This is a genomic window from Enterococcus sp. BWR-S5 (assembly GCF_016745255.1).
GTDB lineage: Bacteria > Bacillota > Bacilli > Lactobacillales > Enterococcaceae > Enterococcus_L.
Genome location: NZ_JADOEQ010000004.1, coordinates 19353 through 32030, shown reverse-complemented (window position 1 = coordinate 32030; position 12678 = coordinate 19353). Strand labels below are relative to the sequence as shown.

Genomic DNA, 12678 nt, shown 5'->3' with positions numbered 1-12678 from the left:
TCTATTTGTCTAGCTGCACAGAGCAACTTCTTCGACAATAAGATAACTTGTCTTCGATGATAAAAAGCATCATCGATTCAAGTTCCTATATTGCTTAGAAGTTACCGCTCTGTTTAGCTTTTCTAGTCATCCAAGCCAATCAGGTAGTCTTCGTCTCTCATGGCTTCTACTTGCCCAAGCAGGTAACCATTACCGACTTGTGAGAAGAAATCGTGATTGCTGGTACCTGTAGATAAACCGTTCATAACAATTGGATTGACATCGTTAGCGGTATCTCCAAACATTGGGTCCATACCAAGGTTCATCAAGGCTTTGTTGGCATTGTAACGCAAGAAGGTTTTTACTTCCTCCGTCCAACCAAGGTCATCATACAATTCTTCCGTGTAGCGCTCTTCATTTTCATATAGCTCATAAAGCAAATCATACATCCATGCTTTCATTGCTTCCTGTTCTTCTTCGGGAAGCTCATTGAAGCCCAATTGGAATTTATAACCAATATACGTACCATGAACCGATTCGTCACGAATAATCAGCTTAATGATTTCTGCAACGTTTGCCAGCTTATTATTTCCTAAATAATACAAGGGTGTATAAAAACCGGAATAGAATAAGAAGGTTTCCAAGAAGACACTGGCAATTTTTTTCTCTAGTGGTGTTCCATTTTTATAGATTTCATTGATGCGTTCTGCTTTTTTCTGCAAGTAGACATTTGTGTTTGTCCATTCAAAAATTTCTTCGATTTCTTTTTTTGTATTCAGTGTACTAAAGATAGAAGAATAACTTTTTGCGTGAACGGATTCCATGAATTGGATATTATTCAAGACAGCTTCTTCATGAGGTGTCCGCACGTCTTTTCGCAGCTGATCCATTCCGCTTTCTGATTGAACGGTATCCAGCAGGGTTAATCCGCCAAATACGTAGCCGACTGTCTGCTTTTCTAAGTCAGACAGTGTCCGCCAGTCGTCTAAGTCATTAGAAAGGGGGATACGTGTGTCCAGCCAAAATTGCTCCGTTAATTTTTCCCAAGTGGATTTATCGATGATATCTTCGATAGCATTCCAGTTAATCGCTTCATAATAAGTTGCCATTTATTTTCTTCCTTTCTTCTCAGAGGTGTGATAAGTGAAGGGCTGTGGCAGAAGACCCATGCAGTGAATGACTCTCTGCAGAGCGTGCAATACCACAGCCTTTAGACGTTAAATCACGCAGCTTTCACATTGATTACTTCCGATTTCTTCGGAATCCTCTGTAAAGGTCCGTACATAATAGATTGACTTAACTCCTTTATGGAAAGCGTAATGACGCAGGATATTCAAATCTCTAGTTGTTTGCTTGGTGCCATCTTTCCATTCATAAAGGCCTTCCGGAATTTCTGAACGCATAAACAATGTCAAGCTCATTCCTTGGTCAACGTGTTGTTGAGCTGTTGCATACACATCAATGACTTTACGCATGTCCATATCATAAGCAGAAGTATAATAAGGAATCGTATCATTTGCTAAATAAGCAGCAGGATAGTAAATCTTCCCGATTTTCTTCTCTTGACGTTCTTCAATCATTCGTGTGATTGGGTGGATACTTGCACTTGTATCGTTGATATAAGAGATTGAGCCGTTTGGTGCAACCGCTAAACGATTTTGATGGTACAAACCGTCTGTCATTACTGCATCACGCAGTTGTTTCCAGTCTTCAGCAGTTGGAATAAAGATATCTCCAAACAATTCTTTCACCTTATCAAACTGAGGAACAAAGCTTCCATCCGTATATTTATCAAAGTAAGTACCATCCGCGTAAGCAGATTTTTCAAAGTTGTGGAAGGATTTCTTGTATTCTTTCGCAATGTTGTTGCTTTCTACTAGTGTCCAATAGTTCAATAGCATAAAGTAGATATTTGTGAAATCCAAAGATTCCTCTGAACCATACATCATATGGTTTTTTGCAAAGAATGTGTGCAGCCCCATAGCACCTAAACCGATTGTATGGCTCAGTTTATTTCCGTTTTGAATCGTTGGCACAACATCAATTTCAGATGAATCTGTAACGAATGTTAGTGCACGTGTCATTGCACGAACGGACTTACCGAAATCTGGACTGTCCATCAGATTAACGATGTTTGTTGATCCCAGGTTACAGCTGATATCTGTTCCAAGCACTTCATATTCCTGTCTTCCGTTGATAACAGAAGGTGTTTGTACTTGTAGAATTTCTGAACATAAGTTACTCATGATGATTTTACCGTCAATAGGGTTTTGTTTATTTGCTGTATCAATATTAACGATATAAGGGTAGCCGGATTCTTGCTGCAGCTTAGAAATTTCATTTTCAAGGTCACGAGCTTTGATTTTCTTCTTACGGATATTTGGGTTGGCAACTAGGTTGTCATACTCAGCAGTAATATCAACATAAGAGAAAGGTACACCGTATTCTTTTTCCACACTGTATGGGCTGAATAGGTACATTTCTTCATTTTTGCGTGCCAGTTCATAGAATTTATCCGGAACAAGCACACCTAGAGAAAGTGTTTTAACACGGATTTTTTCATCCGCATTTTCTTTTTTAGTTGATAAGAACATTTCAATATCTGGATGGAACACGTTCAGATAAACCACACCGGCACCTTGACGTTGTCCAAGCTGATTCGAGTAGCTAAAGCTATCTTCAAAAAGCTTCATAACAGGAACCACACCGCTGGCAGCTCCTTCATAGCCCTTAATTGGTGCGCCGCCCTCACGTAAATTGGAAAGAGTGATACCAACACCGCCGCCAATTCGTGAAAGCTGTAATGCAGAGTTGATGGAACGGCCGATGCTGTTCATGTCATCTGTTACTTGAATCAGAAAACAAGAAACTAATTCCCCACGGCGTTGTCTGCCAGCATTCAGGAAAGAAGGTGTTGCCGGTTGGTAGCGCTGATGAATCATTTCATCCGCTAGGGTCAAAGCCAGCTCTTCATTGCCATCGGCAAAATACAACGCATTAAAAGCGACACGGTCTTCGTAAGTTTCAAGATACTCTGTTCCTGCATTGTTTTTCAATGCATATTGAGAGTAGAACTTGTAAGCTGCCATAAATGACTTGAATTGGAAATTCTGCTCATCAAGGAATTGATACAGGCGTTCAATAAATGTAGTAGAATATTTTTGAATAAATGGCTTTTCAATATAATCATTCTCAGTTAAATATTGAATTTTTTCTGCAGCGCTCGCAAATTTCTTTGTATTAGGCAGAACATTTTCATTAAAAAAAGCCGTCAAGGCTTCTTGATCCTTGTTCAGCGGAATCTGTCCATTGACCGGACGATTGATTTCATTATTTAATTTGAAATAGCTGACATCTTTAATTTCTTTCAGACTCAATTTCACTCACTACTTTCTTAAAGGATTCGACATCTTCGGATGTACCGCTGAACTCAAAAGAGAACACAAGAGGTACATGATAATCTCTGGCAATATCTTTCGCCGTGTAGACAAACAGTTCAGCAAAATTTCGATTGCCGCCGCCTGCTACTGCACAAAGATATTCTTTGTTGCTTTTATAATCTAGGAAATCGTTCACGACTTCTGTAATCTCTATATCATACGTAGGAACAACTAGAACAAACGGCTCATTTATCTCAAAAAAAGGATTCGCAGGCTCAATTTCATAAGCTGGCAAATCCAATTTTTTTATAAAGCGTCTTGTTTGTCCGGTCACACTAAAATAGACTATTTTCATGATTAGTTCGCCAATTGTTTTAATTGATCCGGACGGAATCCGACAACTGTCGTTGCATCAGAAGTAATGACGGGTACGCTTTGGAAGCCTTGCTCTTTTAGCCAATCAATCATTTCAGGTTGACTATCGATATTAACTTCCTCGTAAGGAATGTGATTTTCATTTAAAAAGCGTTTCGCCATGTTGCATTGGATACAGTTATTTTTAGAAAAGATTTTTACGTTCATTGTTTTTGCCCCCTCGTTTAATCTACATTCACTAGTATAAATCTCTTTAGAAAAATGTCAACACTTAGGCACTACATATTGTGGTCGATTTTCACCTCAGGCACTATGTTTTGTGTTTTTTTAACTTTTGTGAAAACCAATAACTACAAGAGTTTGTACAGGAAATCAATGGATTTTCAGTTTATAATTAGCAAAAATAAATTTTTTTTTAGAACAATTTTCGCTGTTAGGAATACAAGATATAGTGCTTCAATTTTATTCAGACACAATTATTTGAAGCGATTCGCACTTTCCTCTGTTTTTCGCCGGAAATAGCATTGACAACCCTGTATTCTAGGAGTATTCTTATTGATAATGATTCTCATTTTCGTTTCGGAACAGGTTGAAACTTTTTCACAAGTTTGGTGTTACGAGGATGAATCTTAACGTTCAGAAAAAAGAACTATTATATAGAAGAAACAAGTAAATATTTATCTCCATAGAAAAAGAAGGAGGCTACTTATGATTGCTTTAACAGGTGCAGAACTAAACAAGGTATACACAGTAAAAACGATGGATATGCCGGAAGAGACCAAACGACATTTGAACGATTTAGGCTTGCTGGTTGGTACAAAGGTTGCATTGGCAAGCTATGCTAAGGGAAATGGTATTGTTGTTTTGCATAATACTCGATTGGCGCTGGATAGTGCCATTTTGAAGCAAATTATGGTCAGTGAAGAAGCGAATGTTGAAGAGAGCTGGCTTTCTTTGGATCTTTTGGAGGTTGGGGAACGAGCAAAGGTAGTCAGTGTCTATGGCAAAGGAGCCGTTCGCCGTCGCCTGATGGATATGGGCTTGACGAGGAATGCAGAGCTGTTGGTTCGAAAGCGGGCACCTCTGGGAGACCCTATCGAGATTAATCTTAGGGGCTATGAGCTGACACTTAGAAAAAATGAAGCGGAATTAGTATTGGTGAAGAAAGAGGGGTAAGGTATGGGATGTAAAGTTGCATTAGCAGGAAATCCTAACAGCGGGAAAACAACTGCCTTCAATGGTCTGACAGGTGCCAATCAATATGTAGGGAACTGGCCGGGAGTGACTGTTGAACGAAAAGAAGGCAAGTGGAAAAAAGATAAAGAGATTCTCATTCAAGATTTACCTGGAATCTATTCATTATCTCCCTATACACCGGAAGAAGTTATTGCTCGTGATTTTTTACTGGAGGAGCAGCCGGAGGTACTTTTAAATATTATTGATGCGACAAATCTTGAACGCAATCTCTATTTGACAACGCAACTGATAGAGTCGGGGATACCAACTGTCTTGTGTCTGAATATGATGGATATTGTTGAGAAAAATGGGAAGCAGATTAATCTTGAGAAGCTGGCGTACAGCTTGGACACCGAGGCAATTGGGATTAGCGCAATCAAAAAACGGAATTTAGACGAAGCAGTAGAAAAAGCGATTCACTTAAAGAATAATAGAAGAGATGCCCATTATCCACAATATGATAAGCGGTTGGAAACGGCATTAAGTGAAATTAGTGAAGTGATAGGATTTATTGTACCGAAGAACCAAACGAGGTTTTATAGCATTAAGCTCTTCGAACGAGACATACACATTACTGAAAAGCTGGCATTGAGTACAGAACAGAAAAAAGAAATAGAAGAAATCATTCAAATCACTGAAAAGATTTTTGGTGATGACAGTGAGACAATCGTTATTAATGAACGCTATGAGTTTATTGCTCGCTTAATTGCTTTATGTGCAATAGAAAAGGATGAAATCACGCTAAAATTCAGCGATAAAATCGATCGAATTGTGACGAATCGCTGGTTGGCGCTGCCAATTTTTGCCTTAATCATGTGGTTCGTTTATTATCTTTCAATTCAAACCGTCGGGGTGATGATGACAGATTGGGTTAATGAAGAGCTGTTTGGTGACATCATTCCTTCAGCGGTGGAATCTCTGCTTGAAAGCTGGCAGGTTGCCGGATGGATGCAAAGTCTGATTCTTGATGGAATCATCGCAGGAGTGGGTGCCGTTCTTGGGTTTCTACCGCAATTAGCTGTGTTGTTCCTCTGTCTTGGTTTCTTAGAAGACTGCGGCTACATGGCGCGGATTGCTTTTGTGATGGATCGTATTTTTAGAAAATTTGGACTATCAGGAAAATCATTTATCCCAATGTTGATTGCTACCGGCTGTGGAGTACCTGGTGTTATGGCTAGTCGAACAATTGAAAATGAGAAGGACCGTCATATGACCATCATGGTGACAACCTTTATGCCTTGTTCGGCGAAGCTACCAATCATCGCTTTAATTGCAGGGGCATTTTTCCCCAATAGCAGCTGGGTATCACCCTCTGCCTATTTCTTGGGGATTGGCTCAATTGTTCTTTCAGGGATTGCACTAAAGAAAACCAAGATTTTTTCAGGAGACCCGGCGCCCTTCATTATGGAGCTGCCTGCTTACCACATGCCGCATGTGAAAAGTGTCCTGCGCTATTCTTATGATAGAAGTAAGGCCTTTGCCAAAAAGGCGGGAACAATTATTTTTGTTTCAAGTATTATCATTTGGTTTACTTCAACCTACACGCTGAGCATGCAGGAGGCTGATGGTGAGAACAGTATCCTTGCCGGTCTTGGCCGAATGATTGCACCGATATTTGCTCCGTTAGGCTGGGGCAACTGGCGTGGTGCAGTAGCAACAATCACTGGTTTAGTTGCTAAAGAAAATGTTATCGGAACATTTGGTATTATATTTGGAAATCTTGAAGAGGTATCTGAAAATGGACATGAGTATTGGAGTGCCTTGCAGACAGCTTTTACACCTGTAGCTGCCTATTCATTCTTGGCCTTCAACTTATTGTGCGCACCATGCTTTGCTGCCATCGGGGCAATTCGCAGAGAGCTGCCTGATATGAAATGGCTGGCAGGTGCAATTGGCTATCAATGTGGATTGGCTTATGTTGTCAGCTTCATTGTTTACCAAATCGGTCATGTTGTATTCGAACAAGGAACCTTTGGCTTTGGCACAGCGCTTGCAATAGCGTTGGTTGCAGGAATTATTTACATGCTTGTGCGTAAACCAAAAGGGATAGATCAAGAACTGCCGGTTCTTACGGCAATAGAAAGAGGATAAATCAAATGGCAACAATTATTTTAGGAATCATCATCTTTGGAAGTGCAGGCTACATTGTTTATTCTCGGATTAAAAAAGGACAGGACTGTTCTGATTGTCACACAACGTGCCCTGTTAAAAAGGAACAGGAATCTTAATAAACAAACATCAGTCTGAATAGATTTTAAGCGGTGCACCAGAGGCGTAAATCCGAGCTTCTGCTGCACCGTTTAAATGATATGAATGGGGATTGAAGAGAGAATAAGTGAAGAATAGAGAATGAAAAGTTATCGATGGGAATCGTAGTAAGTCGCTCTTTATATGGGTGTGACTGTGTTTCTGAGAGTAATCAATAACGATTTTTATTCTTGTTGTATATTTCGTCATTTTCATGTAATATTTCTCTTGAATAAGTAAGACTGTGGTGCTACAATAGTAAAGTATTGTTTGGGACGTTAGCTCAGTTGGTAGAGCAGCTGACTCTTAATCAGCGGGTCGCGGGTTCGAGCCCCTCACGTCCCATTGGGTGCCAAACCCACGAGAATGGTATTCTGTCGGCGTCTTCGGACGTTTCGAAGACGGAATGCGCATTCTCTTTTTTTGTTTTTGGGAGAACAGTAACTTTTGTTTTTTAAGTAAGGAAAAACTATACGCACCTGTTTAATACGTTCATTCCAAGTATATGATTTTATGAAAAAGACTGACAAGTAAGAGAGACAGTAAAATTTTGGCTACTCCTTTTGACTTTCTGAATTGAAATCAGAAGTGGGATATAACAGGAAAGGGTTTCCCCAGAGGTGCTACATTCCTTCAGTCGTGGTAAAATGAAACTATAAAGACAGGAGGGATACTCATGGAAGAAACGATTTTCTTTAATCTCGGAAATGCGATAGCTGCGAGTAAGGATGAAAAGGAATTAATGAGAATGGCCCAAATTGAACACGACAATCGAAAGCTGAAAGGCCAACTGATTATTGTGGAGGATCCGGAGAATGGTGAGCATCTACTGTTTGATCTATCAGATGCAGAAGAGCACTCAGCAGAAGGAACAGCGTATATTGTAAAGAAAGCATTGGATGTAGATAAATAACTTATAACATTGAGTAAAAAAATATAACAATGGGAATAGATAGAGGGAAGAATTTTTCCTTCTATCTATTTTTATGTGGGGAGTATAATCAAAAAACAAGTCGAAAAGATAAAATCAGATACTAAGAAGGTGGACTTTTAAAGAAAGAATACTGAAAACTTCTTACAGAATGTTTTCTGAGAATGCAGTAACTATCATTCCTTTTATGCTATCATAGTAGTGAAAAAGGTTTATGGGAGGAACTATGTGGATTATCTATGCAGCACTTTCTGCCCTATTTGCAGGGGTAACAGCTATACTGGCAAAATCAGGAATTAAAGAAACCAATTCTACTTTAGCCACAGCACTGCGAACGATTGTTGTTTTGTTGTTATCGTGGCTGATGGTTTTTATTGTCGGATCACAACACACCTTGTCTACACTGACTTTACGCACGTGGGTTTTTCTTATCTTTTCCGGTGTTGCAACGGGAGCGTCTTGGCTATGCTATTTTAAAGCACTGCAATTGGGAGAGGTTAACAAGGTAGCAGTTGTTGATAAATCAAGTATCATACTGACGTTAGTATTTGCATTTGTCTTTTTAGACGAACAAATGACCGGACTGAAATTTGGAGCAATTGCTCTTATCGCTGTGGGTACATGGCTGATGATTCAGAAACAACCGGTTCAAAATAAAGCGATTCAGAAGTCTTGGATTATCTATGCAGGGTTATCTTCGGTATTTGCCAGCTTGACGACGATTTTAGGCAAAGTCGGAATTGATGGCGTAGAATCAAATATGGGAACAGCGATACGCACAACTGTTGTGCTGATTATGTCGTGGTTGATGGTTTTTCTTACTCAAAAAGACGTACAGCTGAAACGAACAAATAAACGAGAGCTTCTTTTCATTTTATTATCCGGTCTTGCAACAGGAGCCTCATGGTTATTTTATTATCGAGCGTTACAGGATGGACAAACAAGTGCGGTTGTTGCGATAGATAAGCTGAGTATCGTCGTTACTGTAATATTTGCTTACTTGGTTTTTAAAGAAAAACTGACAGTTAAAGCCTTGTTTGGGCTATTGTTAATTGTGGGCGGCACTTTTTTCATGGTATTCGGCTGAAGAACCTAGGTCTCAAAAATAGTATATATCGAAAAAGTGCTACTGAATTTGTATGGAAATCATACATTCAGTAGCGCTTTTTTATTTTGGCGATTTTGAGGGGAAATCAGTAAATAAAAATGAAGATAGATAAAATTTGAGTACATTATTAACGAGAGGAGATTTTACTGCAAATGACCTGTAATCATTGTTAGGAAAATATGTATCTTATCGCTTAATAACGAAACAGGACAAAGAATTACTATGGATTAAAGAGACATAAAAAAGGAGGAAATAGTGTGAGTATAAAAAATAGACTTTATCAGATTTTTATCGGACTAATCCTACTGCTGGGAATAGTTGTAGGGGGTGAAATAGCGAATGCAGCATCTATTTTTGATGCACCCAATGTTTCGATTCCGACAAATGGGGAAGCCGTCTCCGGAAAATACAGCTTTATTGCAAAGTATACAAAGGGGATAACAAAGATTAGTACCTTCGGGGAAGGCTGGAGTACTACTAAAAATATTTGGGGAGATGGAACAGAAGAGGCCTATTATTCTTTGCGTCCTCAGAGTAATCAAAAAGGAAATAACGGGGTCATTTACTCGAGTGTCGGCAACTACAATGGAAAGACCATCGATTTGAAAATCACTCTCAAGGATTGGCAGCAGTTCTCAAAATATCAAGGCTACATTTCCTATTCAAAGGAAAATATCAGTCACTTTGCTCAAGGGTATGACTATGTGGATCAATCATGGGAGTTCATCGATCAAGCAACAGGAATGCCGGTTAAGGTATCCGGCTTCATGACGATTAATGATATTGATGGCGGTCAGGGCGTACAATTTTCCAAAGAAACGTCTACTGCTATTGATAAAATTTATGTCTCTGGCGCTGACAATTGGATTAACTATGAGAATATCAATGGGGAATACAGGTTTTTTGACACCACAGGAACAAGCTCTGCCAATGAGGACCTATTTGCAACATTTACATTTTTGTTCAGTGAGCAAAGCTCTTTTCGTTTCAAATGGTGTGTCAATAAATCATTACTGGGCTGGGATTATAACACCTTGAATTTTGAAAAAGACCATGTGGGCGATGCTGGCTATCAAGGGGCATACTTCGGTTATATTGCAAAAAAACCATTGAAGACAGAGACGCTATCACCTGTAAAGAAGAATAGCGACTCGAATGAAGTGTTAGTTGATAAAAATACACTAATTGATCGTGAGGAGCTGCAAACCTATACTATTGTCCATCAAGTACCTGATGAGTATGAAGATTTTTACTATAAGAGCTATACATTTCAAGATACGCTTGATTCTGTATTTGACATTCAACATGTGACGATTGCCAATGAAGCTGGAACGGATTGCACTGGTCTTTTTGATATGACGCTTGCGAATCATACAGTAACCTACACAGCTAAAGCAGCCACACTAAAAAATTCGGACTTCTATAATCATTATTATACGACAGTTATTCAGGCGAAAATTCGTAAAGAGGCGGAGCTTTCTTTTTCTAATGGTGTCGCAGTGTTGAAGAATACTGCAACAGTGACAATTGATGGAATATCCAAAAACTCGAACACAACAGTAACAGAGATTCCTCAGCTGGAGCTGCCACCTCCGGTCAAAAGAGTTGTTGATGAATCCGGTAAGGATATGAATAAAAAAGATGTTTCACCTGGAGAAGTACTGGTGTATGAAATCGATCAGACTGTCAATGAACTGAACAAAGATGTTTCGTCAAAATATACAGAGTTTTCAATTAGTGACAAGCTACCACCACAGGTCTCATTCGTATCGGCGAAGATATTAAAAGACGGTAAAGCGAGTGATGCTGAAAAAATCAACTATGACAAAGAGAAGCATAATGTGAGCTTTGTCGGAGATTCGACGTTCCTAAAAAACATGACGATGAAAAATGAGACGTACACCCTTCAAATCAAAACACAGGTTATTGATGCTGTCGGAGACAAAGAAAAAATTGAAAATAGTGGAGCGACCTCAATTAATAAGCAGCCACAGAAGACAAATCAAGTAGAGAACACAACAAAATTAATTACAGGCACAATCACAGTCAATAAAACGACGAATCAGTTAACGGGATTTAAAGAAGCGGAAGAAAAGGAAGAGGCAGCCAGAGAAAATGAATTGATTTGGCAAAAGCTTCCACAGCAAGGCGTTACTTATCAGGTAAAAGCACATAAAGATATTGTCTTTCCAAATGGTAAAGTAGTGGCAAAAGCAGGATACGATTACGGAAAAATTACGACAGATGAAACAGGCAAAGCTATAATCAAAAATCTCTATGAAGGAGAGTATGCGCTAGTTGAGATTGAAGCCCCTTTTGGCATTCAGTTGGCTGCTGCGCCGATTATTGTGACTCTCAAGTTGGGCAAAGAGAATGAGTTGAAAACAGAAGTTAATTTGGAAAATGATCTGCAACAAGTGAAGCTGGTTGTTAACAAGGTTTTTGAACAGGGGAATGGTGAGTTTAAGGCTTCAGATGGTGCTGTTTTTGGATTGTATCATGGGAAGGATTACGAACTGAAGAATCAGACAATCACTGCAGATACACTGGCAGCAGAAATCGAAATAAAGAACGGAATCGGAGAATACCAAGGTCCGCTGATTGTTGGTCAAAAATATTATATACAGGAGATTTCTACTAAGGATGGTTACCAGCTCAATACAAGTAAATTTCACTTCATCTATAAACCAGTTTCCAATAAACCGATGCATGAAATTGAGCTATTCGAAAATGGATATATAGAAAACGCTCAGAACAAAAGCTATCTAACGAAAGAAGCTGCCAATGAGGAGCTTTCCGATGACATAAAAATGTCTCCAATAAAAAATCGGAGAATGACTGAAAATAGTATTGTTAAATCAATTGTTAAAGAAAATGGGCAGGAGGTTGAGCATTACGATCTGCTGAAAGCAGAGGAGCAGGTTACCTTCAAAGGTGTAGCTTTTATTGGGGATAATGAGAATAGGAATCCGTTACAAATAATCGATCACTTACCGACTGGCTTCATGTATAAAAGCTCAAAAGTCTATGATGAAGCGGGCCAAGAGATTACAGAAAAGAGTGCTGTGTCAGTTAAGGGGCAGCAAGTAGTCCTGACGATAGCTCCGGAGTACGCAGAACAGCTTGAGAGAAGCACTGTTTGTTGGATGATTACAACTACTTATACGTATAGTGATAATCATCAAAATCAAGTCTTTAAAAATCAATTACAGTTACTTGTTAATGAACAGGAGATACCTTCCAATATTGTCACGCTAAAGCCGCCATCAATTACAGCGAAACCGTTTGGCAAGCTGCCGGAGACTGGTGAGCTTCTTGGCTACAGCAGTGTTATCGGTGCAGCCTTATTACTGTTTGCCGTTGCTTATAAGTATACGAAAAAAGAAAACGCCAAAGAACATGACCCTAATGAAACTCACTAA

The 12678-nt window shown here is 39.3% G+C and carries 10 protein-coding genes, 1 tRNA gene and 1 pseudogene; 8 read left to right on the top strand and 4 right to left on the bottom strand.

Going from position 1 to position 12678, the window contains the following annotated elements; all coding sequences use genetic code 11:
* Positions 1-122: 122 nt before the first annotated feature.
* The 4 genes from nrdF to nrdH form a co-directional block, all read right to left on the bottom strand.
* Entirely contained in the window at positions 123-1088 is a 966-nt protein-coding gene (gene nrdF, locus IW510_RS06420; RefSeq protein ID WP_202057965.1) for a class 1b ribonucleoside-diphosphate reductase subunit beta, read from the bottom strand.
* Between the two features lie 108 nt (positions 1089-1196).
* Positions 1197-3356, bottom strand: coding sequence for a class 1b ribonucleoside-diphosphate reductase subunit alpha (gene nrdE, locus IW510_RS06415; protein ID WP_202058306.1), 2160 nt, complete (start codon positions 3354-3356; stop codon positions 1197-1199).
* Entirely contained in the window at positions 3337-3714 is a 378-nt protein-coding gene (nrdI, locus tag IW510_RS06410) for a class Ib ribonucleoside-diphosphate reductase assembly flavoprotein NrdI (RefSeq protein ID WP_202057964.1), read from the bottom strand. The genes nrdE and nrdI overlap by 20 nt, the downstream gene beginning before the upstream one ends.
* Before the next feature lie 2 nt (positions 3715-3716).
* A complete protein-coding gene (gene nrdH / locus IW510_RS06405) occupies positions 3717-3941 on the bottom strand; it encodes a glutaredoxin-like protein NrdH (RefSeq protein WP_202057963.1) in 225 nt (74 codons plus the stop codon).
* A gap of 501 nt (positions 3942-4442) precedes the next feature.
* On the opposite strand from nrdH, the gene IW510_RS06400 reads away from it, so the two are divergent.
* The 8 genes and pseudogenes from IW510_RS06400 (at position 4443) to IW510_RS06370 (ending at position 12678) form a co-directional block, all read left to right on the top strand.
* The gene (locus IW510_RS06400) at positions 4443-4910 is read left to right on the top strand and encodes a FeoA family protein (protein ID WP_202057962.1); all 468 of its coding nucleotides are present in this window, start codon (positions 4443-4445) and stop codon (positions 4908-4910) included.
* A gap of 3 nt (positions 4911-4913) precedes the next feature.
* Positions 4914-7061 (top strand): ferrous iron transport protein B, encoded by a 2148-nt coding sequence (gene feoB / locus IW510_RS06395; protein WP_202057960.1) that lies wholly within the window; start codon positions 4914-4916, stop codon positions 7059-7061.
* A 5-nt stretch (positions 7062-7066) separates the two neighbouring features.
* On the top strand, positions 7067-7198 hold the full coding sequence (locus IW510_RS06390) for a FeoB-associated Cys-rich membrane protein (RefSeq protein WP_202057958.1): 132 nt from the start codon (positions 7067-7069) through the stop codon (positions 7196-7198).
* A gap of 291 nt (positions 7199-7489) precedes the next feature.
* Positions 7490-7562, top strand: a tRNA-Lys gene (locus IW510_RS06385).
* Between the two features lie 331 nt (positions 7563-7893).
* On the top strand, positions 7894-8130 hold the full coding sequence (locus tag IW510_RS06380) for a hypothetical protein (RefSeq protein ID WP_202057956.1): 237 nt from the start codon (positions 7894-7896) through the stop codon (positions 8128-8130).
* A gap of 244 nt (positions 8131-8374) precedes the next feature.
* A pseudogene (locus IW510_RS21250) lies at positions 8375-8785 on the top strand (EamA family transporter); the annotation flags it as partial.
* On the top strand, positions 8777-9235 hold the full coding sequence (locus IW510_RS21245) for an EamA family transporter (protein WP_236674646.1): 459 nt from the start codon (positions 8777-8779) through the stop codon (positions 9233-9235). The pseudogene IW510_RS21250 and the gene IW510_RS21245, both read left to right, overlap by 9 nt.
* A 278-nt stretch (positions 9236-9513) precedes the next feature.
* Entirely contained in the window at positions 9514-12678 is a 3165-nt protein-coding gene (locus tag IW510_RS06370) for an isopeptide-forming domain-containing fimbrial protein (RefSeq protein ID WP_202057953.1), read from the top strand.